Genomic DNA, 24884 nt, shown 5'->3' on the forward strand with positions numbered 1-24884 from the left:
CAATTCCGAACCATTTACGCAAAATATAAAAAGAAAATTCTACTTTTAGCTGAATTTCTCCTATGCCTCCGGGAGGAGGAGTTGCCCCGCCTCCCGGAAGGACACGGCATCAGGCCGAGGCCATCCCCACCGGCGGCACCAGATCGGCGGGCAGCGGGCAGACATAGGGCGTCTCGGCCGTGCGGGCCGCCTGGTCGGCCTTGGCGCGCTCGACCAGGCCAGGATCCCGCAGGGCCTCCACGGCGACGCCGGCCATCACCTTGGCGACATGCACCATGCCCTTGTGCGCCAGGGGCGTCTTGCCCTGCGCCGTCAGCTGCCAGGAATGGCCCGGGGTGCCGATGGCATAGGTGGCGCCGCGCGCCTGCACCGTGGGCACCACCCAGGAGACATCCCCGACATCGGTCGAGCCGACCATCGCCGCGCCCTTGGCCTCCAGCGGGATGATCTCATCGGCCAGCGGCACGCCGCGGCGCACCGGCACGCCCATGCGGCGAAAGGCCGAGGCGATGTCCTCATCCGACAGCGTCTTCTGGAACTCGGCGGCGAGCGCCCGGTCGGCCTCGTCGAAGGGCGGCGGCCCGAGGCGCTCCAGCTGGCTCTGCATCGCCCGCTCCAGCGGCAGGTTGCCGAGCAGGTTGGAGACGGCGGACACGACCCGCGTCGTCACCGTCGTCTCCGTCATCAGCGCCGCCCCGTCGGCGATCTTGCGCACGCGCGCCACCAGCGCCTGCAGCTCCGGCAGGTCGTTGGCGCGGATCAGGTAGCGCACCTTGGCCGTGCCCTGGACGACATTCGGCGCGATGCCGCCGGCATCCAGATAGGCGTAGTGGATGCGCGCGTCGCTCGGCATGTGCTCGCGCATGTAGTTGACGCCGACATTCATCAGCTCGACGGCATCGAGCGCGCTGCGGCCCAGATGCGGCGCGGCGGCGGCGTGGCTGGAACGGCCGGTGAAGCTGAAGTCGATGCGGGTATTGGCCAGCGAGCGGGCCTCGTTCACCGCCGCGAAGGGCGCGGGATGCCAGGAGATGGCGATATCGACGTCATCGAAGCAGCCCTCGCGGACCATGAAGGCCTTGGCCGCGCCACCCTCCTCGGCCGGGCAGCCGTAATAGCGCACGCGACCCTGGATGCCCTGGGAGGCCAGCCAGTCCTTCACCGCCGTGGCCGCCAGCATGGCGCCGGCCCCAAGCAGGTTGTGGCCGCAGCCATGACCGGCGCCATCGCCCGGCAACGGCCGGTGTTCGGCCACGCCGGCTTCCTGGCTGAGGCCCGGCAGCGCGTCGTACTCGCCCAGGATGGCGATGACCGGGCCGCCCTCCCCCGCCTCGCCCATCACGGCGGTCGGGATGCCGGCCAGCCGCTCGGTGACGCGGAAGCCGTGCGCCTCCAGCGCCGCCTTGTGCTCGGCGCAGGACCGCACCTCGGCATAGGCCAGTTCGGGCATCTCCCAGACCCGGTCGCTCAACGCGATGAAGGCCTGTTGGTGCTGCTCGACCAGGCGCCAGATCTCATCGGTGTTCTGCACGGACCATCCTCCATCAACAACCAGGGGTAACAGCCAAGGGCGGCCAGGGTGCGGCGGCGGGGCGGAAATGTCGAGGCGAGGGTCCGGCGTCCTTGACCTGCTATTAAGTATCAGTAACGTCTCGCGCCAGAAGTTCAGGCCCGGAACCGTCAGATCATGCCCTTCCGCCCGCTGTGCGCCGCCCTCGGCGCCCTGGTGCTCGCCCTCGCCGCTCCCGCAGCCCGGAGCGCGGAGGTGAACCTCTACACCACGCGCGAGCCCGGCCTGATCCGGCCGCTGCTGGACCGCTTCACCCAGGAGACCGGCACGACCGTCAACACGGTCTTCGTCCAGGGCGGCCTGGCCGAGCGGCTGGCGGCGGAAGGCGCGCGCTCCCCGGCCGACCTCGCCATGGTGGTCGATATCGGCAACCTGATGGAGCTGGTGGACCGGGATCTGGCGCAGCCGGTGCAGTCCGCCACACTCACGGCCGCCGTCCCCTCCGCGCTGCGGGGCGCGGACGGGCGCTGGTTCGCGCTCTCCACCCGCGCCCGCGCCCTCTATGTCTCGCGCGAGCGGGTGAGCGAGGCCGACGCGGCCAGCCTGACCTACGAGGATCTGGCCGATCCGCGCTTCCGCGGCAAGGTGTGCATCCGCTCCGGCCAGCACCCCTACAACACGGCCCTTTTCGCCGCCCTGCTGATCGAGCATGACGAAGCCTGGCTGCGCACCTACCTGACCGGCGTGAAGGCCAATCTGGCCCGCCGCGCCGCCGGCGGCGACCGCGAGGTGGCCCGCGACATCATGGCCGGCCTCTGCGACGTCGGCGTCGCCAACACCTACTACATGGGCCTGATGCTGGCCGGGCGCGGCGGCGACGAGCAGCGCCGGTGGGCGCAGGCCGTGCGGGTGGTGCTGCCGGCGGACGGTGCCATGGTGAACATCTCCGGCGCCGTGGTCGCCAGGCATGCGCCGAACCGCGCCGAGGCGGTGAAGCTGCTGGAGTTCCTGGTCTCGCCCGAGGCGCAGGCACTCTACGCCGAGATGAACTTCGAATACCCGGTCCGCGCCGACGCGCCGCTGCACCCCATCACCGCCGGCTTCGGTCCGCAGCAGGCCCTGGCCGTGTCGCTGCCCGAGATCGCGGCCAAGCGCGTGCAGGCCAGCCGCATCATCGACGAGGTCGGCTTCGACCGCTAAGGCGCACCAGGCCTCGGCCCGCGGGGTCGTCCGGCGCGCCTGCTCGCCCGCCGGCCCTGCCGGGCCTCTCGTCCATGCGGCGGCATCGGCCCCGCTCTCCTGCTCCCTGGCGCGGATCATTCCTCGCCGTCTGGCTCCCGGTGCCGAATGCCGATCATGTCCAAGCCCGCCACCCGGCGCCACGCCTGACCATGCCGCGACTCTGACCATGCTGCGCGTCTGGGCCGCGCTGGCTGTCTCGCCCGTGCTGCTGGTGGTGATCGCGCTCGCGGTCGCCGCCGGCAGCGGCTCGGGGGATCTGTGGCCGCATCTCCTCCGCTTCGTGCTGCCGCAGGCCGTGTGGGAGACCTTGCTGCTGCTGGGCGGCATCGGCCTCTTCACCGTGGCGGCCGGCACGGGCACGGCCTGGCTCGTCACCTGCCACCGCTTCCCGCTGCGCGACCTGCTCTCCTGGGCCCTGCTGCTGCCGCTGGCGCTGCCGACCTATGTCGCCGCCTATGCCTGGCTGGATGTGATGCATCCGGCCGGCCCGGTGCAGATGGCCCTGCGTGGCGCGCTCGGCCTCACCGATCCGCGCGCCATCCCCCTGCCCGAGATCCGCTCGCTCGGCGGCTGCGTGCTGGTGATGGGGCTGGTGCTCTACCCCTATGTCTACATGGCGGCCCGCGTCGCCTTCCTGACCCAGGGGCGGGAGGTGCTGCGGGCCGGACAGGCGGCCGGCGCGGGCGGCCTGGCGCTGTTCCTGCGCATCGGCCTGCCGCTGGCGCGGCCCGCCATCGCCGCCGGTGCCGCCCTGGCCCTGATGGAGGCTCTGAACGATGTCGGCGCCAGCGAGTTCCTGGGTGTGCGCAGCCTGACCGTCTCGGTCTACGTCACCTGGATCACCCGCTCCTCATTGCCCGGCGCCGCGCAGATCGCGCTGCTGCTGCTGCTGCTGGTCCTGGCCCTGCTGCTGCTGGAGCGCTGGGGGCGGCGCCACGCGGCGCATGCGGTCGCCGGCGCCGGTTCGCCGGAACTCACGCCGCTGGCGGGGCTCGCCGGGCTGTCGGCCTGTCTGGTCTGCGCCCTGCCGGTGCTGCTGGGCTTCGGCGTGCCCGCGGGCTATCTCGCCTGGGCCGCCGGGCATCGCCTCGCCGCCTTCGGCCTGCCGCCGGACTTGTGGCGCTGGATGGCGAACAGCGCCCTGCTGGCCGCCGCGGCCTGCGCCGTGGCGCTGCCCCTGGCGCTGCTGCTGGCCTTCACGGCCCGGCGGGACGGCAGCGGCCGCAAGCCCGGCTCCGCCCTGCTGAAGCTGAGCATGCTGGGCTATGCCCTGCCCGGCGGCGTGGCGGCGGTCGGCGTCATCATCGCGCTGGGCTGGCTGGATTCCCTGACCGCCGGGCTGGGGGCCCTGGCGCCGCCGCTGCTCTCGGGCAGCGCGGTGGCGGTGGTCGCGGCCTATGTCATCCGCTTCCTGGCCATTCCGGCGGGCGGGCTCGAGGCAGCCTATGCCCGCCTGCCGCGCGAGGTGGACTGGTCGGCCCGCTCGCTGGGCTCGGCGGATCTGCGGCTGCTGCTGCGGGTCCATCTGCCGCTGCTGCTGCCGGCGGCGGGGGGCGCGACGCTGCTGCTGTTCCTCGATGCCATGAAAGAGCTGCCGGCGACGCTGATGCTGCGGCCGATGAACATGGAGACGCTGGCGACGGCGCTCTATGCCGAGGCCTCTCGCGGGACCTACGAGGAAGGCGCCGTCGCCGCCCTGGCCCTGGCCGTCATCGGCCTGCCACCGATCCTGGTGCTGATGGCGGCGGGCCGCCGCGCGGAACGGCGGGCGGCGACGCCGCGCGTCACGCCGGGCGGGGTCCTGGCGCCCGCTCTTCCCACCAGGTAGGGCGGACGGCGTCTTCCCGCCGCCCTCTCATCCACCGGCCAGGGCCGGCACCCCGCCGACCGCCGCGCCGCCGCCCGCCAGCCGCTGGAGCGCCGCGAGGCCCTTCGCATCCGCCAGCACCGCCGCCGTCTCGGCGGGGCTCAGCGCCGCCAGCGCCCCGTCCAGGTTTTCCGCCTCGTCGAGCTTCGCGAAACCGATGAGCAGGTTGGGGTCGAAGGGGTCCTGGCGTGGCCGGCGGGGCGGCGGCAGCATGCGGCGATGCGCCTCCAGCAGCGCCGGCTCGGCCAGCAGGCGGGCCGCCCCGGACGCCGTGGCCGGCAGCGCCTGAAGCTCGGCCTGCAGGGCACGGGCGCGCAGCAGGATCGCCGGCGGCTCATGCTCCTCCGGCGTCAGCAGCAGGCCCATCCGGCGCAGCGCCACGCCCACATCCCGCCGCGCCGTCCAGGCGGCCAGCGGAATGGCGAGCGCCAGCCCCAGCACGACCGGCGACATCCAGAGCGCCAGATAGGGCGAGACGAGCCAGGCCAGGACGCCGAAGGCCAGGCCGAAGACCGTGTGCTTCCAGTAGAGGCGCGCCACCTGGCCGAAGGGCAGCGAGCCGTCGTCGCGCCGCTGGGCGTTCCAGCCGGAATCGCGCCCCATCAGGATGGCGGCGACATCCACCGACTGGGTCAGCATGGTCACCGGCGCCAGCAGGCCGGCCACCAGGGTCTCCACCAGCATGGACAGGAAGGCGCGGATGCCGCCCCCCGCGCCGCGCCGCTCCGGACCGCGCAGCACCAGCGCGATCCAGGCCATCACCTTGGGGATCAGCAGCAGCGCCATGGTGCCGATGAAGACCCACATGGCGCGCACGGGATCGACCACCGGCCATTCGGGAAACAGGCTCGGCCCGGCGGGGAAGTATTCCGGCCGGATGAAACGGGCCTGCACCGCCAGCACCACGCCCATGGCCAGGAAGACCAGCCAGATCGGCGCGGTGATGTAGCTGCCGATGCCGGTCAGCAGGTGCAGCCGGCTGACCCAGTGCAGGCCGCGCGCCGGCAGCACGGCGGCGTGCTGGAGGTTGCCCTGGCACCAGCGGCGGTCGCGGATGGCGAGGTCCATCAGCGAGGGCGGGCTCTCCTCGTAGGTGCCGCGCAGCCAGGGCACCATGTGCACCGCCCAGCCGGCCCGGCGCAGCAGCGCGGCCTCCACGAAGTCGTGGCTCAGGATGTGGCCGCCGAACGGCTTGCGGCCGCGCAGCTCGGGCAGGCCGGCCGCCTCGGCGAAGGCCTGCGTGCGGATGATGGCGTTGTGGCCCCAGTAGTTGCCCTCCGAGCCGTGCCACCAGGCGATGCCCTCGGCGATCATCGGCCCGTAGACGCGCCCGGCGAACTGCTGCATCCGCGCGAAAAGCGTGTTGCCGCCGGCGATGATCGGCAGGGTCTGGATCATCCCGACATCCGGGTGGCGTGCCATCGCGTCGGCCAGCCGCAGGATGGTGTCGGCATCCATCACGCTGTCGGCGTCGAGCACCAGCATCTGCGGATAGGCGCCGCCCCAGCGCCGCACCCAGTCGGCGATGTTGCCGGCCTTGCGCTCGGTGTTCTTCGGGCGGCGGCGGTAGAAGATGTGCTCCTGGTCGCCGGTTCGCTCGCGCAGCGCCAGGAAGGCCGCCTCCTCGGCGATCCAGGCGTCGACCCGTGTGGTGTCGCTGAGGATGAAGATGTCGAACCGGTCGAGCGCCCCGGCGGCGGCGAGGGATTCGTGGATCGCCTGCAGCCCCGCCATGACCCGCGCCGGATCCTCGTTGTAGGTCGGCATCAGCAGCGCCGTCCGCGCGCCCGGCATGGGCGGCGGCCCGTCGGGCGCGATGCCCAGACGCCGATCCGGGCCGAGCAGCAGCCGGATGAAGCCGCAGGTTGCGCTGGTGAAGGAGAGCGCGATCCAGGCGAAGAGCACGACGAAGAGGATCAGCACCAGGGCCTGCAGCGGCGTCGGCTGGCCGCTGTTCAGCACCAGCCACATCTCCCGCGCGCCATAGGCGGTCAGCGCGATGGCGGTGCCGATCACCAGCAGCCGCCGCAGCCAGAGCGCCGCCGGGCGCGAGGGCATGCCGCCGCCCCGCCGCGCCGGCCGCTGGCGCAGCGACTGCACCGGCATCTCCAGCGGTGCCTCCGGCGGCAGGCCGCGCCAGCCGGAGGGCAGGCTCATGCCGTCCATCGGTAGAGCAGCGTCTCGGTCAGCGGCCGGCCGTCCAGGGTCAGCTCCGCGCGCAGCTCGACGAGGCGCGCGTCGCGCGGCAGCAGGTCGAAGCTGATGCGCCAGCCGCCCGTCTCGGGATTGCGCTGCGCGACGGGATTGCGGATCTCGCCGGCGCTCGCCGTCACCTTCAGCTCCGGCTTCGCCTCCGCCGGCAGCGCCGACAGCGCCTCGCCCGTCGCGTCGAAGACGAAGATCCGCGCGCCCTGCGTGAAGGAGGCGCCGGAGCGCGCCTCGCGGATGCGGCCGAGTTCCGGCGCGCCGGGCGGCTCGGCGCACCAGTGGAGGCGATAGGTGTAGCGGTACTCGCCCTTCGCCCGCAGCGGGTCGCGCGGCCGCCAGAAGGCGACGATATTGTCGTGGATCTCGCTGCTGGTCGGGATCTCGACCAGTTGCACCGCCCCCTCGCCCCAGTCGCCGATCGGCTCCACCCAGAGGCTCGGCCGCTTCTCGTAGCGCGCCTCCAGATCCTCGTAGCTGGCGTAGTCGCGCCGCCGCTGCACCAGGCCGAAGCCACGCGGATTGACATCGCCGAAGGCCGAGAGCTGCAGGTCGCGCGGGTTGTTCAGCGGCCGCCAGATGCGCTCCTCCCGCCCGGTGGAGAGCATCAGCCCGTCCGAATCATGCACCGCCGGCCGCCAGTCGTCGCGCCCGGTACGGTTGAGCGGCGAGAACCAGAACATGCTGGTCAGCGGCGCGATGCCGGCGGTCGGCATGTCGCTGCGCGGGAAGATCGTGCACTCGACGTCGAAGATCGTGGAGACGCCGGGGCGGATGCCGAAGCGGAAGGCGGCGCAGCAGGAGGGGCTGTCGAGCAGCGCGTGCAGCGTGATGGCGTTCACCCCCTCGCGCGGGCGCTCGACCCAGAAGGCGCGGAAGACGGGGAATTCCTCGCCCTTCGGATCGGCCGTGCCGATGGCCAGGCCGCGCGCCGAGAGGCCGTAGATCTGGTCCTTGGCGATGGCGCGGAAGTAGCTGGCGCCGAGGAAGGCGCAGACCTCGTCGAAATAGTCCGGCCGGTTCATCGGCGCATGCAGGCGGAAGCCGGCGAAGCCCAGATCGGCGTTCTCCGGGCGCGGCAGGTTCTGGAAGGTGAAGAGGTCGGGGCTGTAGGGGATCGGCCGCGCCATGCCGCGCGCGACCTCGTAGAGATCGACCCGCGACTTGTAGAGGAAGCCGCGATGGAAGAGCTGCATCTGGAACGGCAGGCCCTCGGCCCGCCACAGCGCCTGATCGGGGCGGAAGCGGATGTCGCGGTACTGGTCGTAGGTGAGGTCGGTCAGGCCGGCGGGAAGCGTGTCGGGCGGCGGCTTGAAGGCCTCCTGCGCCAGCTTGCGGGCCGTCTCGCGCACGGTGCCGCCATCGAAGGGCGTCTCGCCGGCGGCGGCCGCCCGGGCCTCGGAAAGATGCGCCGTCTCCTGCGCCATGAAGACAGTGGAAAGGGACACGGCGGCGAGCAGGGCGTCGCGGCGGTTCACAGGCAGATTCTCCCTCAGCAGGCGGCCTCCTGCCAACGCCCCATGGCCAGCGGGGTTGCCGGCCAAGGCAAAGCCTCAGCCTCCCCTCTGGCTTCCCCTAGGCCCGCCTTCCGGCGCACCTCTGGCGGGGCCGGTGGCCGCTCATGGTCTCATCGGCCGGCAATGCGGCCGAAGCGTGGCGTTCTGACGGCGCCCGCCCGTTCATGCAACCGGCGAGAACCGGCCGTTATCATCAAGGTAGGACAGGATGCCGTCGCGGATGTCGAAGTAGCCGCCGTGCAGGGTCAGCGTACCGGCCGCGATCCGCGCGGCGATCCAGGGAAAGGTCGTCAGGTTGCGCAGCGACAGCTTCACCGTCTCCAGCTCGCATTCCCGTTCCGCCATCACCGCTTCGGGCCCAGGTGCGTCGCAGGCCAGGGCGCGGCGCCGCGCCTCGCTGGCCAGACCGGTCAGCCAGGGCTCGACGAAGTCGCCGGTCTGCGGCGGGAAGCCGCGCAGCAGGGCGCGCACGCCGCCGCACATGGCATGGCCGAGGACGATGATGCGCGGCACCTGCAGCACGCAGACACCGAATTCGAGCGCGGCGCTGGTGCCGTGGTAGCTGCCGTCCGGCGCATAGGGCGGCACCAGATTGGCGACGTTGCGGACGATGAACAGCTCGCCGGGCGCCGCGTTGAAGATCATGCCCGGATCGACCCGGCTGTCGGAGCAGGCGATCACCAGGGCCCGGGGATGCTGCCCGTCCCGCGCCAGGGTCTCGAACAGCTTGCGGCGCTCGGGCCAGACCTCGCTGCGGAACCGCCGGTATCCCCCGATCAGCGCCTCGATCCCGTCCGCCGGCGTCGTCCGCTCGCCCGTCATGCCTCTCTCCCGCTTTGTCCCGGGCTGGCATCTAGGGAGGAAAGGCGCCGGGCGCCAGAGCGCGCGCCGCGCGGGGAGGGCGCGCTCAGCCGAGACGGAGCAGATGATTGTCCCAGGCGCTGCGCGAATCGCTGCCCGGAGGCCCGGCGAGGGGCCGCATCCGGCCCCGCCGGGCATCGGCCTCGACCAGCCCGCCCTGGCCGCTGGCCAGGATGAAGCAGCCCGGCGCATCCCCCGGCGCCAGGCCACAGACATCCCTGAGCCGCGCCGGCTCCAGGGCGCGGCCCGCTGCCAGGTCCCAGAACAGGGTGAGGCCGCCACGCGGGCTGGTGGCCGCCAGGACGGTGCCCGAGGAATCGGCCGCGACGCTGCCCAGATAGTTGCGGCACGCGGCGCGCCAGGGATCGGGCAGGTCCAGCGGCGCCAGCCCGCCCTCGCCGCGCTGGATGGCCAGCAGCGGCACCTCCGCCGTCTCCTCCCCCTCGTACTGCATGGCGACGGCCGTGCCGCCGGGCACCGCCGCCATGTGGCGGATGGACAGGCGGTTCAGCGCCGGGTCGAAGCGCCGTTGCGCCAGCATGCGGCCTGTCCGCGCGTCGAGTTGCGCCAGGGAGGGGTCCATGCCCTCGGGGTCGAGATTGGCGCGCGGCGCGTCGGGATGGGTCAGGATGCCGCCATTGGCGACGATCAGCCGTCCGCCATCGGGCGAGAGGCGCATCTCGTGCGGGTCGCGCCCGCCGCTCGGGAACTCGGCGACGCGGACGAAATCCGCCGCGGCGTCATAGACCCCGATCAGCCCCTCGCCATCCTCCACCCGCGTCTCGGTGGCATAGAGCAGCCTGCCATCGGCCGAGAACAGCCCGTGGCCGTTGAGGTGCCGCCCCTCCGGCGGGGCGAAGGCCTGGTTCAGCTCGCCGCGCGCCAGATCGGCCACCAGGGCCTCCCAGCCCGGGCGGCGGCCGAAGACCACCGCCAGCGGGCGCCGGGGATGCGCCGCGAAGCCATGGGCGCGGGCCTCGAGGCCCAGGCGCAGCGGCGCCCGGCCGCCCGTGGAAAAGGCGGCGAGGCGGTCCCCCTCCCCCGGCTGCCGCCAGGCGCCGAGGATCAGCGCCTCGCGCGCCGCCGCGGGGCGGAAGGGCATCGCGGCCAGGGCGGCCCCCAGCAGCAGGTCGCGCCGCCGCATCAGTCGCCGTCCAGCGCGTTGAAGCCGAGCGGGATGCCGAGGGCCGGCGCCAGGCGCTGCGCCAGCAGCGCCTTCAGCGCCACCGCCTCCTGCCGCAGCCGCTCCACGGCGGGGCGGCGCGCCGCGTCGCCGATCGCCTCCTCCAGCGGCAGCGGTAGGGCCTCCGCGCTCGCCATCACCTGATCGAAGGCCCGGCCCAGCAGGGTGGCCAGCTCGCCCTCTCCCGCGCCCTCCAGGGTTTGGGCGAAGCCGGCCCGGTACATGGCGCGGGCGGCGGCCAGATTGGCCTGGATGTTCTGACCGGACAGGCCGCTGCGCCAGGATTCGAGCAGCTGCGGCCGTGCCGCGGGCGGGCCGGCGCCGAGCGCCCGCGTCAGCTTGCGGTCCGCCACCACCTCCACCGCCGCGTGGAGCATCTTGAACAGCTCCTGCGTCGCCTCCAGCGGCGTGGCGTAGGGCGTGGCCGGCTGGATCAGCGCGGCGGCGAAGGGCTGCTCGCCGCCGGTCCAGCCGGCGAGCATGTCCGCCGCCAGGGTGGAGAGATTCCCGCCGATGCTGCGCAGCAGGGCGATGCGGAAGGCGGCCTCGGCATCGCCGGCGCGGAGCCGCGCCACCGCCTCGTCGCCATGGATCAACCGCTCCAGCGCCGGCAGGCCCTGCAGGGTGACGTTGCGGAGCGCGTTCGGCCGCACCTCCAGCACGGCGGCATCGCGCTGGGCGATGGCCTCGGCGAGGTCGCGGCCGATGCTGTTGCGGGGATCGGGCCAGAACTGGATGCGGGCATGGCGGCTGAACAGGTCGGCCGGGCCGACCCGCACATGCTGGATGCCCTGCCAGGCCCGCATGGCCGCCGCGAAGCCGCCCCGGGCCGCCTCGAGCGCCGCCGCCTCGCCCGGCGTGCGCGCCAGCGTGTCCAGCCGCGCCGCCAGATTGGCGGCGGCCTCCAGGAAGGCGCGGTAGCCGGGCAGCAGCACCTGCTCCACCACGCCGCGGTTCAGCGCGCGGTAGGCGGCCTCGTCCGGCGCGGCATGCGGCGTCGCAGGCACCAGCAGCACGGCGGCGAACGGCAGGAGATGGCGGCGGGTCAGGCGCATCAGAGCGATTCCAGGAAAGCCAGCAGGGCGGCGCGGTCCGCGGCCGGAAGGCCGACGACCCGCTCGCGCGCGGGGCGCGCTTCGCCACCATGCCACAGGATGGCCTCCAGCGCCGAGCGCGCCCGGCCATCATGCAACAGGGCGGTCTCCCCGGATACCGCCCGCGTCAGGCCCAGGCCCCAGAGCGGTGGGGTGCGCCAGTCACGCCCGCCGGCCCGCCATTCCGGCCGGCCATCCGCCAGGTCCTCGCCCATGTCATGCAGCAGCAGGTCGGTATAGGGGGCGATGGCGCGCCCATCGGCCAGGGTGAAGCGCGGATTGTGGCAGGCGGCGCAACCCAGCGCCGCGAACAGCGCCTCGCCCCGCCGCACCGCCGGCGCCGCCGTGTCGCGCCGGGGCGGCACCGCCAGATGGCGGGTGAAGTGGAGCAGCAGGTCGAACAGCGCCGGACCCAGTTCGGTCCGCTGTCCCGCCGCCAGGCCGTGCGGTGCCGCGCGGCAGGCGGGCTGGGCCGGGGTGCAGTCGCCCCAGGGCTCGGGGCGCGGCGGCGTGGAGAGGCCGAGATCGAGCGCCGCGGCGCTGGCGACCTGCCGGGCCAGATCCGGCTCCCCGGCCTTCCAACCGAAGCGGCCGAGGACGGGGCGGCCCGCCGCCGCGCTCCAGACGGAATTGGGCCGGCCCCGGATGCCGTCGCCATCCGCATCCGCCGGATCGGCCAGGGCGAGGATCTGCGCCTCGGGCACCGTCTCGAGCAGGCCGAGGCCGATCATCGGCGGCGCCAGGCGGGGCGAGAGCATGGCGTCGGGATGCAGCGGCGGCATCCCCGGCGCGGCCTCGGTCCGGTGCAGCGGGCGGCGCAGCGGCACGGCGGTGCCATCGGCCAGCGTCACCGCCTCCTCCCGCCATTCGGTGACGAGGCGCGGCTCCCCGGCCAGGCCCTGCACGGCGAAAGGCTGCAGCTGCGCGCCGTAGCGCGGCTCGTCGATCCAGCCGAGGGTACCCGCCGCGAGCCGCGGCGCAGCCTCCGCGCCGAAGGGCAGGACGGAGGGCGGGACGGAGATGCGCGCGACCAGCCCGGACGGCGCGCGGCCCCGCCCGTTGCCGATATGGCAGCCCTGGCAGGAACGGGCGTTGAACAGGGGGCCGAGGCCATCGGCATGGCGGGTCGAGGCCGGGGCGGAGACCCAGAGCCGGCGGAACACCGCCTCCCCGAGGCGGAAGCCGAACCGCTGCTCCGCCGTCAGCGCCGCCTCCGGCTGGCGGAAGGCGCCCTGCGCCAGCGCCGGTGCCGCCAGCAGGAGGGCACAGAGCAGGCCGGCGGCGCGCACCGCCGGCCGGGGGGTCATTTGAAGACCTTGGCCGGATCGTCCAGGCTCTCCGATCCCTCGACGGAGATCGCCGGCAGCTTCAGCGCCGCGACGACGCGCTCGATGCTCCGGGTCTGCGCCAGCAGCGCGTCGATGCAGGCCTGGATGGCGGCATTGCCGGCCGGGTTGCCCTCGGCCAGCATCTGGTCATAGGCCTCGACCGTCTCGGCCCGCTGCTTCAGCGCATCGAAGGCGGCGCCGGTGGCGGCGAAGCGGGCGTCCATCTGCTCGCGCAGGCGGCGGTCGGTGCGGTCCACCAGGTTGCGCAGGCTGGCGCCCCGCAGCACCGTGCCGTTCGTCCGCGTGTACTCGCCGCGCCAGATGGCGATCATGCCCAACACATTGCCACGATGGCTGTTGTGGGTGTTGTCGGAGAAGCAGTCGTGCTCCTCCTCCGGATCGTGCAGCATCAGGCCGAGCTTCATCCGCTCGCCGGCCAGCTCGCCGTAGGAGAGGCTGCCGAGGCCGGTCAGCATGGCGGCCAGGCCCTGCGGCGCCGGCCGGCCCGACAGGCGGCGGCGGATCTCGCCCTCCGGCCCCCATTTCGCGGCCATGTCGGCCAGATCCTTCACCAGCAGATCGGTGACGACACGCAGATACTGGCCGCGCCGGTCGGCATTCGCGGCGGTGGTGTAATCGGTGAAGGACCGTTCGCCGGCGCCCTTGCCCGTGCCGTGCAGGTCCTGGCCCCAGAGCAGGAACTCGATGGCATGGTAGCCGATGGTGACATTGGCCTCGACGCCGCCGGCCTCGTGCAACCCTTCCAGCGCCTCGGCCGTGATGGCGGAGATATCGTGCGTCTCGTCGCCCAGCCTGAGACTGCGCGAGGCGATGATGTTGGCGGCGTAGAGGGGGTTCTCGTCGCTTTCCGTGCCGTAGGCGGGATCGACCGCGTCGATCAGCCCCTCGTCCAGCGGCCAGGCATTCACCCGGCCCTCCCACGCGTCCACCTCGGGATTGCCGAAGCGGAAGGCCTCGGTCTGCGCGTAGGGCGCGCGGGCGGCGATCCAGGCCTGCCGCGCCGCCGCCAGCCCTTCGGCCGTGGGCGCGGCCAGGAAGGCGCCGACCGCCTGCCGCAGCGCCTCGGCGCCGGCCAGGCTGTCGCCGTACATGGCATGGCCGAGATCGGCGTAGTGGCGCAGCACGGCCCGCTGGTCGGCCTGCACCTGGGCGCGCGCGGCGGGGCCGGACAGGGCGGCCAGAAGCAGGCCGGCGGGAAGGCCGAGGGCGAGGCTGCGACGCTGCATGGGCAAGGCTCCTGATTCCGCCAGCCCGTCGCTGTTATTGCAAGCGGTTCGCAGATTCAAGGGAGCCCCCTGCCCGGTTCATTGACGGGCCTCAGCACAGCAATTAAAGATGCGATATATTCTCATTCGCAGGATCAGCACGAGCCATGACCAGGCAGGGTGTTTCCAAGGGTAGCGCGTCGCAGGCGGCCTTGATGGCGGGAATCGCCATCGGCCTGCCGGGGGCCGCGCTGGCGCAGGGCAGCCAGGAGGCGGCCGGCGACACGGTGGCGCTGCCGCCGGTCGATGTCCGGGCGGCGGCGCCGGCCAATGCCCTGCAGCACCCGGCCCCGGTCAGCCGCCTGCCCGGCTCGGTCCAGGACACGCCGCAGACCATCAACACCATCTCGCGCGAGGTGCTGGAGCAGCAGAACGTCACCACGCTGGAGCAGGCGCTGCGCAACGTCCCCGGCATCACCGCCTCGATCGGCGAAGGCAACGGCGGCGTCAACGGCGACCAGTTCCGCATCCGCGGCTTCGCCGCGCAGAACGACATCTACGTCGACGGGCTGCGCGACTTCGGCGCCTATACGCGGGACGCCTTCACCTATGAGGAGGTCTCGGTCCTCAAGGGCCCCTCCGGCTTCGCCCTCGGCAACGGCACGGTGGGCGGCGCCATCGCGGTCGGCACCCGGCTGCCGCATCTTGGCAATTCCTACGGCTTCACGGCGACGGGCGGCATGGGCCCCTTCGCCCGCGGCACCATCGACCTGAACCAGCAGATCGGCGAGACCACCGCCCTCCGCCTGAACCTGATGGGACAGTCGAGCGAGCTGGTGGACCGCGACGGCGTCGACAGCCGGCGCTGGGGCATCGCCCCCTCGATCGCCTTCGGCCTCGGCACCGACACGACCCTCTCGCTGCACTACCAGCATTACGAGTACGACAACGCGACCGATTCCGGGATTCCGGTGATCGCCCCGCCGGGCGGGACCATCGCCCGGCCGATGACCGAGTTCGGCCTGCCGCGCTCCACCTGGTACGGGCTGGACAGCGACCGCGACGAGGTGACGGCCGATATCCTCACCGCCCGCCTCTCGCACAAGGTGAACGACTGGCTGACCCTGGCCAACGACACGCGGCTGAGCTTCATCGACCGCGACTATGTCACCTCCATCGTCAGCTGCGCCGCCGCGACCTGCGTCACGCCCTTCTTCCAGCGGCGGGGCGGCGTGGTCACGGCCAGCGGCGCCGGCAACCCGTACCACCAGGAAAGCTGGGGCATCCAGAACGTCGCGACCGCCACGGCGCGCTTCACCACCGGGCCGCTGCGGCATGAGCTGCTCGCCGGCTTCGACATCATGTACGAGGACTTCGAGCGCACCGGCTACAATCTGCTCGGCACCCGCCCGGCGATCCCGGTGTTCGGCGGCCAGGGCGACATCTCGCTCGACCGCGGCGCCGCCTCCTACAAGCGCAACGGCAACAACACGACCTATGCCGGCTTCATCAACGAGCGGCTCTGGCTGATCCCGGAACTGTCGGTGATCGGCGGCGTCCGCGTCAGCCACTTCGACGTGGACTACGACGCCGTCACCTACGCCACCGGCATCCGCACCGGCGCCTCGCCCAGCAAGACGGTGGTCGACCCGCGCGCCTCGCTGGTCTGGGAGCCGACACCGAGCCAGACCTACTACGCGACCTACTCGGTCTCGCACACGCCGCCGGGGCTGCTCTTCTCGACCCAGCCCGCGACGGCGGCGAACTTCAATTCCAACTTCGACCCGGAGCGCAACGAACTCTATGAGCTCGGCGCCAAGGTCGGCTTCCTGGAGAACAGGATCGGCGTCTACGGCTCGCTCTACCGCATCCTGAAGTCGAACTCGCTGGCGCCTTCGGAGACGGACCCGACCGCGCTGGTGCAGACCAGCGACAAGCAGCGCAACCAGGGCGTCGAGATCGGCGTGACCGGGCAGATCACCCCGGCCTGGACGCTGAACGCCAACTACACGGCGATGGACAGCGAGACCACCTCTTCGACCAACGCGGCCAATATCGGCCGGCGGGTGCAGTTCGTGCCGGAGCAGGCGGCCGCCCTCTGGAGCACCTACGAGTTCAACCGCGCCTCGCCCTGGAACCTGACCATCGGCGGCGGCGTGACCTGGCGCGACAAGGTCTACCTGAACGCCGGCAACACCGCCGAGGCCCCCGCCAACCTGGTCTTCGACGCGATGATCTCCCACCGCATCAACGACAACCTGCGGGTCCAGGTGAACGGCTACAACCTGGGCGATGCGCTGAACTACGACGGGCTCTGGGCCAACCGCATCGTCCCCTCGCCCGGGCGGACCGTGCTGTTCACCCTCGCCGCCGAGTTCTGACCACCGACCGTTGACCACCGACCTTTGACCACCGGGCGCGGCGCGACGGGAAGGGCCCGCGCGCCCTTCCCCTTCTCCTTGGACCCGTCACAGCGGAAGCCGAGCCATGCTGGTGCATATTCCGAACCTTCTGACCGCCGAGGAGGTGGCGCATTGCCACCGCGTGCTGGAGGCGGCCGAATGGGTCGACGGCAAGGTCACCGCCGGTGAGCAGTCGGGCAAGGCCAAGCACAATCTGCAGGTGCCGGAAGGCTCGCCGCAATCGCGCGAACTGGGCGACATCGTTCTGCAGGCGCTGGGCCGCAACCCGCTTTTCACCACCGCCGCGCTGCCGCTCCGCGTCTTTCCGCCGCTGTTCAACCGCTACGATGTCGGCATGCAGTTCCACGCCCATGTGGACAATGCCATCCGCTTCCTGCCCGGCGCCCGGCAGCGCATCCGCACCGACGTCTCCTCCACCCTCTTCCTGACCCCGCCGGAGGCCTATGACGGGGGAGAGCTGGTGATCGAGGACACCTACGGCGCGCAGACGGTCAAGCTGCCGGCGGGCGACATGGTGCTCTATCCGGCCACCAGCCTGCACCGTGTCGAGCCGGTGACGCGCGGCAGCCGCTGGGCCTCCTTCTTCTGGACCCAGTCCATGGTGAAGGACGACGGCCGCCGCCGCCTGCTCTACGAGCTCGACATGTCGATCATGCGGACCCGCGCCGACCTGCCGGACCACCATCCGGGCGTGCTGGGGCTGACCGCAACCTATCACAATCTGTTACGCCAATGGGTGGAGATGTAACAGCGCGGCCCCCTGGTTCGGCCCCTCCGGCCCGGCCTGCATTCGCCGCATGCCCGGGCGGCGAGGGGCACCGGGCTCCGGAAGCGTGTTTTCATTGCTCCACGCTGCCTCTGCGGCCATAGAGCGCCGCTCGCCCGCCGGTGCCCGCGCCGGACCCGCGCGGCCCACAGCGCCGCAAGATCTTACCGAGACTGACCATGATACGATCACGGCCCATCGAGATCGATGGCCGCTTCCTGGGTGTCGCCGTTCAGCAGGGCGGTTCCTGGCGCTTCATCGCCACCGAAGCCGCCGCCCGGGCCGCCGAGGAAGGGCTGCATGCCGACCCGGAGGCCCTGCGCCGGCAGGTGCGGCGCGCCCTGGCGGAGAGTCGCCTGCCGGTCCGCCGCGCCGGCTGAGGCGGGCCAGGCCCGTTGCCCGCCGGGCTGCTTCGCGCCATACCGGGCGAAACGAAGCTGCCCGACAGGAGAGCGCCATGTCGACCGTCCCCCCGCCGGCCCAGGCGACCGGCTGGACGCCCAGTGCCAGGTCCGGCAACTTCGAGGCCAGCCGCGCCGCGCTGGATGGTCCGGTGCTGGTGTCCGGGCGGCGCTTCGGCGACCACCGGGGCGCCTTCGCGGAGACCTATACGCTGCGCGACTTCGAGGCGATCGGCATCGCCGATGCCTTCGTGCAGGACAACTTCTCCTGGTCCGCCGGGGTCGGCACCCTGCGCGGCCTGCACTTCCAGACCCCGCCCCATGCCCAGGCCAAGCTTGTGCGGGTGCTGCGCGGCCGCATCCTGGACGTGGCGGTCGATCTCCGCGCCGGCTCGCCGACCTATGGCCAGCATGTGGCGGCCGAGCTCTCGGCCGAGAACGGGCTGCAGCTCTATGTGCCGGTCGGCTTCGCGCATGGCTTCTGCACGCTCGAGCCGGACACCGAGGTCGCCTACAAGGTGACGGACACCTATGCGCCCGATTGCGACAAGGGCCTGCTGTGGAACGACCCGGCGCTGGCGATCGAGTGGCCGGTCGGCCCTGATGCCGCCATCTTGTCGGAGAAGGATCAGCGCCAGCCCCTGCTGCGTGATCTGCCGCCCAACCTCTTCGCCTGAGGGATTGCCCCGTTGCGTATCCTCGTCACCGGCGGTGCCGGCTTCATCGGTTCCGCCCTGGTCCGCCACCTTGTCCTGGAGCTCGGCGACGAGGTCCTGGTCGTCGACAAGCTGACCTATGCGGGCGACCGCCGCTCGATCCGCGATTGCGAGGGGAAGCCCGGCTTCGCCTTCCTCGAGGCCGATATCGCCGATGCCGAGGCGATGCGCGGGGCCTTCGCGGATTTCGGCCCGCAGGCGGTGATGCACCTGGCCGCCGAGAGCCATGTGGACCGCTCGATCGCCGGCGCGGCGCCCTTCGTGCAGACCAATGTCGTGGGCACCTTCACCCTGCTGGAGGCGGCGCGCGCCCACTGGTCCGCCCTGCCGCCGGCGGAGAAGGACGCCTTCCGCTTCCTGCACGTCTCGACCGACGAGGTCTATGGCTCGCTCGGCCCGAATGACCCGGCCTTCAGCGAGACGACGCCCTACGACCCGCGCTCGCCCTACTCGGCGACCAAGGCGGCCTCGGACCATCTGGCCCGCGCCTGGCACGAGACCTACGGGCTGCCGACCATCGTCACCAACTGCTCGAACAACTACGGCCCCTATCACTTCCCCGAGAAGCTGATCCCGCTCATTATCCTCAACGCGCTGGAGGGCCGGCCGCTGCCGGTCTATGGCGACGGCGGCAACGTGCGCGACTGGCTCTTCGTCGAGGACCACGCTCGGGCGCTGGCCCTAGTGGTGCGGGAGGCGAGGCCCGGCGAGACCTACAACATCGGCGGCAAGGCGGAGAAGCGGAACCTGGAGGTGGTCGAGACCATCTGCGACCGGCTGGATGCGCTGCGTCCCGATGCGGCCGGGCCGCGCCGCCGGCTGATCACCTTCGTTACCGACCGTCCGGGGCACGACCGGCGCTATGCCATCGATCCGGTGAAGATCGGCCGCGACCTGGGCTGGTCGCCCCGGGAGACCTTCGAGAGCGGCATCGACAGGACGCTGCGCTGGTACCTCGACAACGAATGGTGGTGGCGCCCGCTGCGCGAGGGCCGTTACGACGGCCAGCGCCTGGGCCTGCTGCCCGAGGCCGGCAGGTCGTGAGACCGCCCGGCCCGGCCAGGGCGCCGGGCCGGCCGCCTGCGATTCCCCACAACGGGCCGCCCATCCCGCGGCCCCAGCTTCCGGGACGAGTGTCATGAAGGGTATCATCCTGGCCGGGGGCAGCGGCACCCGCCTGCATCCCGCCACCCTGGCGGTGTCGAAGCAGCTGCTGCCGGTCTATGACAAGCCGATGGTCTACTACCCGCTCTCGGTGCTGATGCTGGCCGGCATCACCGAGATCCTGGTGGTCTCCACCCCGCATGACCTGCCGCTGTTCCGCCGCCTGCTGGGCGACGGCGCGGCCTGGGGCGTGCAGCTCAGCTATGTTGAGCAGGACCTGCCGCGCGGCATCGCCCATGCTTTCGTGCTGGCCGAGAAGTTCCTCGACGGCCAGCCCTCGGCCCTGATCCTCGGCGACAACCTGTTCCACGGCCACGATCTGGAGAAGCAGCTTCGCATGGCCCGCGCCCCGCTCGATGCCGGGGAACGGGGCGCCGCCGTCTTCGCCTATCAGGTCTCCGATCCCGAGCGCTACGGCGTCGTCGACTTCGATCGGCAGGGCCAGGCGCTCTCGCTGGAGGAGAAGCCGGCGCAGCCGCGCTCGAACTGGGCGGTGACGGGGCTGTACTTCTACGATGGCCGGGCCGGTGCCCTGGCCAGCCAGTTGCAGCCCTCGGCGCGGGGCGAACTGGAGATCACCGACCTCAACCAGATCTATCTGGGCGAGGCCAGCCTGCGCGTCGCCCGCCTCGGCCGCGGCTATGCCTGGCTCGACACCGGCACGCATGACAGCATGCTGGAGGCCGGCGAGTTCGTCCGGGCGATCGAGAAACGGACCGGCCAGAAGATCGCCGCCCCCGAGGAGGTGGCCTGGCGCAATGGATGGATCGACGACACGGCGCTGCATGCCCTGGCCAAGCCCCTCCGCAAGAGCGGCTACGGGCAGTATCTTGAGAACCTCGTCTTGCACCGTGAGACCAGCCACGAGGATTGAGCCGTTCCGGCTGGCGCCCGCCGGGGCGTCTGCCGCTGCCCTGATCGCGCCGGAAGGCGCCTCTCACAGAGGTTTGACACCGATTGGCGGCCATATTGCTCTTTGCTCATGGAAAGCACAGTCGCGCGAGATGCCTTCCTGCAAGGGATAAGTCTCTTTAAAGATAAGGGAGGATCAGTCTAGGCTCATCAGGCTGCCGTATTGGAGAAGCTGATGCCTGTAATCCTCGTTCCGAGTTCCTTGCGTCGTTATACGGATCAGCAGAGCCGTGTTGCCGTGACTGGCGAGACCGTGGCCGGGACGCTGGACAATTTCGTTGGCCAGTCGTCGGAACTGCGCAATCACATCTTCAACGCCGGCAACCTCCGCAGCTTCATCGTGGTCTGCAAGAACGGCCAGGACATCCGCCTGCTGGACGGGCTGGCGACGCCGGTCGCGGCCAATGACGAGATCCGCATCCTGGCGAGCATCGCCGGCGGATGAGCGCGCGCCTGACGGACCCTGCCCTGCCGGAACTGGGCGCGGCGGAGCTGCGCCGCTTCAGCCGCCATCTCATTCTTCCCGAATTCGGCCTCGAGGCGCAGCGGCGGCTCAAGGCGGGCAGCGCGCTGCTGATCGGCGCGGGCGGCCTCGGCAGCCCGACGGCCCTCTACCTGGCCGCGGCCGGCGTCGGCCGGATCGGCCTCGTCGATCCCGATGTGGTGGAGGAGACCAACCTGCAGCGGCAGGTGGCGCATGGCCACAGCACCCTCGGCCGGCCGAAGACCGAGAGCGCCGCGGCGCGCATGCGCGATCTCAACCCCGACGTGGTGATCGAGCGGCATGACGTCTTCCTGAATGTCGGCAACGCGCTGGACCTGATCGCCGGCTACGACGTCGTCATCGACGGCACCGACAACTTCCCGACGCGCTACCTGGTGAACGACGCCTGCGTGAAGCTCGGCAAGCCCAACGTCTATGGCGGCGTGCTGCGGTTCGACGGCCAGCTCAGCGTCTTCGACGCGCGCCGGGGCCCCTGCTACCGCTGTCTCTTCCCCGAGCCGCCGCCGAGCGAGCTGGCGCCGAACTGCGCCGAGGCCGGCGTGCTGGGCGTGCTGCCCGGCGTGATCGGCGCCCTGCAGGCGACCGAGGCGATCAAGCTGCTGACCGGCATCGGCCAGCCGATGATCGGCCGCATGCTGGTCTATGACGGGCTGGACCTCAGCTTCACCTCGGTGGACATCGCCAGGGCGCCCGCCTGCCCCTGTTGCAGCGGCCCCCGGGACGAGATCGAACTGCGCGAGACGGTGATGGTCTGCTCGGCCCCGCAGGTCGGCCGCAGCATCGAGGCGGACGCGCTGCAGGCCCGGCTGGCCGGCGGCGAGGCGCTGACGCTGGTGGACGTGCGCAATCCCTCGGAATGGCTGGGCGGCACCATCCCGCAGGCGCTCTGCCTGTCCAAGCCGGCGCTGACGGAAGCCGTCGATCTGGTCCTCTCCGGCGGGCTCCGGCCCGAGAACACCCTGCTGGACGCCCTGCCGCGTGACCGGGAGATCGTGCTCTACTGCCAGTCCGGCCTGCGCTCGGCGGCTGTGATCCGTTCCCTGACCGCGGCGGGCTACGATCCCTCGCTGCTCTACAACCTGGAGAAGGGTTTCGCCGGCTGGACCGGCCCCAGGGCGGAGCCGGGCGAGGCCCGGCCGAGGCAGCCGGCGCCCGCGGACTGAGCCGGTGGACTGAGGAGGAAAGCGGAGACGCCGGTCGCCGGCGCGCTCCGGGGCGCCGCGAAGCGGGTCCGTTATCTGAAAGAACCATCCGAAACTTCACCGCCGCGCGCGCCCGATGGCGCATGGGCGATCCGGGATAGAGAGATGCCTCCGCAAACCAGTGCCGAACTGATCCGCCATATTCAGGCCCTGGCGTCCAGCGGCGCCTCCGACCTGTCCCCCTCGGAGCTGGAGCCGCTGCGCGCGGCGACGCGGGCGCTGATCGCCGCCTTCAAGGCCGAGGGCCGGCTGCAGGAAGACCCGCTGCATCTCGCCATGACCCGCAATGTGGAGTTGCACCGCGAGGCCGCCGCCGCGCAGCTGGCCGGCCGCCGCATCCTGGTGACCGGCGGCGCGGGTTGCGTCGGCACGCGCCTGCGCGGACTGCTGGCGGAGTTCCGCCCGGCGGCGCTGGTCTGCCTCGACGTCGCGCCGCATGAGGGGCCCGGCGAGGCCTGTCCCGTCGATATCCGCGAGGCGGCGGCGGTGGACGAGGCCTTCGCCCGTCACCGCCCGGAGGTGGTCTTCCACCTGGCCAGCATCCGCGAGCCCGGCCGGGCCGAGGCGGTGGTGCGCGAGGCCATCGAGACCAATGTCTATGGCACGGGCCATGTCATCGCGGCCTGCCGGCGGCATGGCGTGGCGCGGGCGGTCTATTCCTCGACCGGCAAGTGCTTCGCCTACGTGACCGACCACGTCTACACCGGCAGCAAGAAGCTGGCCGAGTTCCAGTGGGCCGTGGCGGCACGCGGCGGCGGACCGACCCGCTTCGCCACCACCCGCTTCACCCATGTGCTGGAGAACGGCATCGTCGCCCGCGACATCGCCGAGGGCATCGAGGCGGGGCTGGTCGGGCTGCATGGCGCCGACAGGTTCTTCAACGTGCAGAACCTGCGCCAGGCGACGCATCTGCTGATCAATGCCCTCGCCCTGGCCGGCGAGCCGGTGGCGGACGGTTTCTGGAGCGCCGTCGATCTGGGCTGGCCGGTGAACACGCTCGAGATGGCGCTGTTCCAGATCGACCGCAGCGGCCGCGACGCCGCAGTCCGCTTCCTCGGCGTGCCGCGCGGCTACGACGAGCGCTTCTTCCGCGGCCAGTTCGACTGGAGCGGCGAGATCGAGTACCACCCCCTGCTCAACGCCCTCGAAGCCGTCGAGGGCTATGCCGACAGCACCGGCACGATGGTCGGCGCGCGCTTCCGCCCCTTCCCGCCGGACGCGCTGGATCATGAGCTGGCGCGGTTGCGCCAGGCGCTGGACGCGCCGGCGGCCGGCGGCGCCGAGACCCTGAAATCCGCGCTGCTGCAGGCGGTCGCCGGCATGGCCGGCGCGATCTTCCGCCAGACCCCGGCCCGGCAGCTTCTCGACATCCTCTGGTGGGGGACGGCGCCGGCCTGGGCCGGTCCTGGCGCCGCGGAGGCCGCCCGCTACCGCACCGTCGCCGCCCTGCTGGCCGATGCCCTGCTGCCCTCGCTGATCGAGAATGCGGATTGGGCGAGCGATCCGGCGGTGCGCGGCAAGCTGCTCGACGTCGCCACCACCTTCGCCCTGATCCCCGGGATGGAGGCGCGCGGCGCGGCGTTCCGGCAGCAGGCCGAGGCGGCGGCCAGGGCGGCCTGAGGGGAGCGGCCTGAGGGAAGCGGCTTGGCGCCTCAGCCCGCCAGGCTGCGCCGCAGCCGCAGGAAGGTGACGCCGAGAAAGGCCGCGCCCAGCATGGCCAGGACGGCGAGGCGCGGCGCCACCACCTCCAGGCCGGCGCCCCGGTAGAGCACCGCCTGCGAGAGGGCGACGAACTGCGTGGTGGGCAGCAGCTGCACCGCCCATTGCAGCCAGGGCGGCATGCTCTCCAGCGGGGTCATGCTGCCTGAGAGCAGCATCATCAGGATGATCGACGGCAGGGCGAGCAGGCCGAACTGGCCTGTCGAGCTCGTCACCGTCGCCAGCAGGACCCCGAGCGCCGCCACCGAAAGCTGGAACAGCACCGTGCCGAGGACGAAAAGGGCGAGCGAGCCGGCGAGCGGCACGCCGAGCAGACCATGCACGACCAGCAGCAGGGAGAGCACGGCGGCGCCGACGATGACCAGCGCATTGGCGCCGATCTTGGCCAGCAGGATCTGCAGCGGCGTCACCGGCATGGCAAGCAGGTGCTCCAGCGTGCCGTGCTCGCGCTCGCGCAGCAGCGCCGCGCCGGGCAGGATGATGGAGAGGATCAGCGTCGAGTTCACCACCTGCATCACGGCGCTGAACCATTCCGGCGTGCTGTTCGGGTTGAAGCGCGTGCGCAGCACGAGATCGATCGGCGAGGCCGTGCCGCCGAGCCGGGCCGCCACTTCCTGCTGCACGATCTGCTGGATGAAGCCCGAGCCGTTGCCGGCCTGGGAGATCGCCGTGGCGTCGACATCGATGGCCAGGTTCACCGGGCGGCGGGCCAGCAGGTCCGCCTCGAGGCGCGGCGGGATCTGCAGGGCGAAGGTGATGCGCCCGGCATCCAGGGCCCGCGCCACCTCGGCCGGCGTCATCGCCACGGCCGGGCGGAACTGCGGCGGCAGCAGGGCGGCCGCGATGGCGCGGGAGAGATCGGACCGGTCCTCGTCCACCACGGCGACGGCGGCGTTGCGCACCTCCGTCTTCATGCCCGTCGCCACCGTGTAGACCGCCACGGTGAAGGTGTAGAGCAGCAGGAGCAGCAGCACGGGGTCCGCCCGCAGCACGCGCAGCTCCTTGAGCCCGAGCCAGAGGATCGTGCCGAGGCCGCGCATCGG

At 72.0% G+C, this 24884-nt stretch carries 20 protein-coding genes; 11 read left to right on the forward strand and 9 right to left on the reverse strand.

Going from position 1 to position 24884, the window contains the following annotated elements; genetic code table 11:
* Positions 1-109: 109 nt before the first annotated feature.
* Entirely contained in the window at positions 110-1531 is a 1422-nt protein-coding gene (locus D9598_RS15485) for a M20 family metallopeptidase (RefSeq protein ID WP_198367434.1), read from the reverse strand.
* A 156-nt stretch (positions 1532-1687) separates the two neighbouring features.
* On the opposite strand from D9598_RS15485, the gene D9598_RS15490 reads away from it, so the two are divergent.
* Positions 1688-2710, forward strand: coding sequence for an extracellular solute-binding protein (locus D9598_RS15490; RefSeq protein ID WP_198367435.1), 1023 nt, complete (start codon positions 1688-1690; stop codon positions 2708-2710).
* A 208-nt stretch (positions 2711-2918) separates the two neighbouring features.
* Entirely contained in the window at positions 2919-4580 is a 1662-nt protein-coding gene (locus tag D9598_RS15495) for an iron ABC transporter permease (protein ID WP_198367436.1), read from the forward strand.
* A 27-nt stretch (positions 4581-4607) separates the two neighbouring features.
* On the opposite strand, the gene mdoH is transcribed toward D9598_RS15495, so the two are convergent.
* From mdoH to D9598_RS15530, 7 genes are all read right to left on the reverse strand, one after another.
* Complete coding sequence (gene mdoH, locus D9598_RS15500; RefSeq protein ID WP_198367437.1) at positions 4608-6785, reverse strand: glucans biosynthesis glucosyltransferase MdoH; 2178 nt, start codon at positions 6783-6785, stop codon at positions 4608-4610.
* Positions 6773-8251, reverse strand: a complete 1479-nt coding sequence (locus D9598_RS15505; RefSeq protein WP_232477308.1) for a glucan biosynthesis protein — start codon at positions 8249-8251, stop codon at positions 6773-6775. The genes mdoH and D9598_RS15505 overlap by 13 nt, the downstream gene beginning before the upstream one ends.
* 252 nt (positions 8252-8503) lie before the next feature.
* Positions 8504-9163, reverse strand: a complete 660-nt coding sequence (locus D9598_RS15510) for a carbonic anhydrase (RefSeq protein WP_198367439.1) — start codon at positions 9161-9163, stop codon at positions 8504-8506.
* 85 nt (positions 9164-9248) lie between these two features.
* Positions 9249-10346 carry a DUF1513 domain-containing protein gene (locus tag D9598_RS15515; RefSeq protein ID WP_198367440.1) on the reverse strand — a complete coding sequence of 366 codons (1098 nt, stop codon included), beginning with the start codon at positions 10344-10346 and terminating at the stop codon, positions 9249-9251.
* Positions 10346-11440: an imelysin family protein gene (locus D9598_RS15520; RefSeq protein WP_198367441.1), complete on the reverse strand. Its 1095-nt coding sequence runs from the start codon at positions 11438-11440 to the stop codon at positions 10346-10348. Before D9598_RS15520 ends, D9598_RS15515 begins: the two co-directional genes overlap by 1 nt.
* Complete coding sequence (locus D9598_RS15525; RefSeq protein ID WP_198367442.1) at positions 11440-12786, reverse strand: di-heme oxidoredictase family protein; 1347 nt, start codon at positions 12784-12786, stop codon at positions 11440-11442. Before D9598_RS15525 ends, D9598_RS15520 begins: the two co-directional genes overlap by 1 nt.
* A complete protein-coding gene (locus D9598_RS15530) occupies positions 12783-14054 on the reverse strand; it encodes an imelysin family protein (protein WP_198367443.1) in 1272 nt (423 codons plus the stop codon). Before D9598_RS15530 ends, D9598_RS15525 begins: the two co-directional genes overlap by 4 nt.
* 194 nt (positions 14055-14248) lie before the next feature.
* Between D9598_RS15530 and D9598_RS15535 the strand changes: the two genes are divergently transcribed.
* From D9598_RS15535 to D9598_RS15575, 9 genes are all read left to right on the forward strand, one after another.
* Entirely contained in the window at positions 14249-16414 is a 2166-nt protein-coding gene (locus tag D9598_RS15535) for a TonB-dependent siderophore receptor (protein WP_232477276.1), read from the forward strand.
* A 106-nt stretch (positions 16415-16520) separates the two neighbouring features.
* A complete protein-coding gene (locus tag D9598_RS15540; protein WP_198367445.1) occupies positions 16521-17204 on the forward strand; it encodes a Fe2+-dependent dioxygenase in 684 nt (227 codons plus the stop codon).
* Positions 17205-17401: 197 nt separating this feature from the next.
* Positions 17402-17602, forward strand: coding sequence for a hypothetical protein (locus D9598_RS15545; protein ID WP_198367446.1), 201 nt, complete (start codon positions 17402-17404; stop codon positions 17600-17602).
* Positions 17603-17679: 77 nt separating this feature from the next.
* The gene (gene rfbC, locus D9598_RS15550; protein WP_198367447.1) at positions 17680-18300 is read left to right on the forward strand and encodes a dTDP-4-dehydrorhamnose 3,5-epimerase; all 621 of its coding nucleotides are present in this window, start codon (positions 17680-17682) and stop codon (positions 18298-18300) included.
* A gap of 12 nt (positions 18301-18312) precedes the next feature.
* The gene (gene rfbB, locus D9598_RS15555; RefSeq protein WP_198367448.1) at positions 18313-19383 is read left to right on the forward strand and encodes a dTDP-glucose 4,6-dehydratase; all 1071 of its coding nucleotides are present in this window, start codon (positions 18313-18315) and stop codon (positions 19381-19383) included.
* A gap of 94 nt (positions 19384-19477) precedes the next feature.
* Positions 19478-20377: a glucose-1-phosphate thymidylyltransferase RfbA gene (rfbA, locus tag D9598_RS15560; RefSeq protein ID WP_198367449.1), complete on the forward strand. Its 900-nt coding sequence runs from the start codon at positions 19478-19480 to the stop codon at positions 20375-20377.
* 276 nt (positions 20378-20653) lie between these two features.
* Entirely contained in the window at positions 20654-20860 is a 207-nt protein-coding gene (locus tag D9598_RS15565) for a MoaD/ThiS family protein (protein WP_370592051.1), read from the forward strand.
* A complete protein-coding gene (gene moeB / locus D9598_RS15570) occupies positions 20857-22083 on the forward strand; it encodes a molybdopterin-synthase adenylyltransferase MoeB (RefSeq protein WP_198367451.1) in 1227 nt (408 codons plus the stop codon). Before D9598_RS15565 ends, moeB begins: the two co-directional genes overlap by 4 nt.
* Positions 22084-22227: 144 nt before the next feature.
* Positions 22228-23742 (forward strand): polysaccharide biosynthesis protein, encoded by a 1515-nt coding sequence (locus tag D9598_RS15575; RefSeq protein ID WP_198367452.1) that lies wholly within the window; start codon positions 22228-22230, stop codon positions 23740-23742.
* Between the two features lie 32 nt (positions 23743-23774).
* Here the strand turns inward: D9598_RS15575 and D9598_RS15580 are convergent, their stop codons facing one another.
* On the reverse strand, positions 23775-24881 hold the full coding sequence (locus D9598_RS15580; RefSeq protein ID WP_198367453.1) for an ABC transporter permease: 1107 nt from the start codon (positions 24879-24881) through the stop codon (positions 23775-23777).
* Positions 24882-24884: the final 3 nt, after the last annotated feature.

This window comes from Roseomonas sp. KE0001 (assembly GCF_016107285.1).
GTDB lineage: Bacteria > Pseudomonadota > Alphaproteobacteria > Acetobacterales > Acetobacteraceae > Pseudoroseomonas.

Excerpts from the sequence above, each read along its gene's own strand:
- D9598_RS15490 (WP_198367435.1), top strand. The coding sequence starts at position 1,688 with ATGCCCTTCCGCCCGCTGTGCGCCGCCCTCGGCGCCCTGGTGCTCGCC.
- D9598_RS15495 (WP_198367436.1), top strand. The coding sequence starts at position 2,919 with ATGCTGCGCGTCTGGGCCGCGCTGGCTGTCTCGCCCGTGCTGCTGGTG.
- mdoH (WP_198367437.1), bottom strand. The coding sequence starts at position 6,785 with ATGGACGGCATGAGCCTGCCCTCCGGCTGGCGCGGCCTGCCGCCGGAG.
- D9598_RS15505 (WP_232477308.1), bottom strand. The coding sequence starts at position 8,251 with ATGGCGCAGGAGACGGCGCATCTTTCCGAGGCCCGGGCGGCCGCCGCC.
- D9598_RS15510 (WP_198367439.1), bottom strand. The coding sequence starts at position 9,163 with ATGACGGGCGAGCGGACGACGCCGGCGGACGGGATCGAGGCGCTGATC.
- D9598_RS15515 (WP_198367440.1), bottom strand. The coding sequence starts at position 10,346 with ATGCGGCGGCGCGACCTGCTGCTGGGGGCCGCCCTGGCCGCGATGCCC.
- D9598_RS15520 (WP_198367441.1), bottom strand. The coding sequence starts at position 11,440 with ATGCGCCTGACCCGCCGCCATCTCCTGCCGTTCGCCGCCGTGCTGCTG.
- D9598_RS15525 (WP_198367442.1), bottom strand. The coding sequence starts at position 12,786 with ATGACCCCCCGGCCGGCGGTGCGCGCCGCCGGCCTGCTCTGTGCCCTC.
- D9598_RS15530 (WP_198367443.1), bottom strand. The coding sequence starts at position 14,054 with ATGCAGCGTCGCAGCCTCGCCCTCGGCCTTCCCGCCGGCCTGCTTCTG.
- D9598_RS15535 (WP_232477276.1), top strand. The coding sequence starts at position 14,249 with ATGGCGGGAATCGCCATCGGCCTGCCGGGGGCCGCGCTGGCGCAGGGC.
- D9598_RS15540 (WP_198367445.1), top strand. The coding sequence starts at position 16,521 with ATGCTGGTGCATATTCCGAACCTTCTGACCGCCGAGGAGGTGGCGCAT.
- D9598_RS15545 (WP_198367446.1), top strand. The coding sequence starts at position 17,402 with ATGATACGATCACGGCCCATCGAGATCGATGGCCGCTTCCTGGGTGTC.
- rfbC (WP_198367447.1), top strand. The coding sequence starts at position 17,680 with ATGTCGACCGTCCCCCCGCCGGCCCAGGCGACCGGCTGGACGCCCAGT.
- rfbA (WP_198367449.1), top strand. The coding sequence starts at position 19,478 with ATGAAGGGTATCATCCTGGCCGGGGGCAGCGGCACCCGCCTGCATCCC.
- moeB (WP_198367451.1), top strand. The coding sequence starts at position 20,857 with ATGAGCGCGCGCCTGACGGACCCTGCCCTGCCGGAACTGGGCGCGGCG.
- D9598_RS15575 (WP_198367452.1), top strand. The coding sequence starts at position 22,228 with ATGCCTCCGCAAACCAGTGCCGAACTGATCCGCCATATTCAGGCCCTG.
- D9598_RS15580 (WP_198367453.1), bottom strand. The coding sequence starts at position 24,881 with ATGCGCGGCCTCGGCACGATCCTCTGGCTCGGGCTCAAGGAGCTGCGC.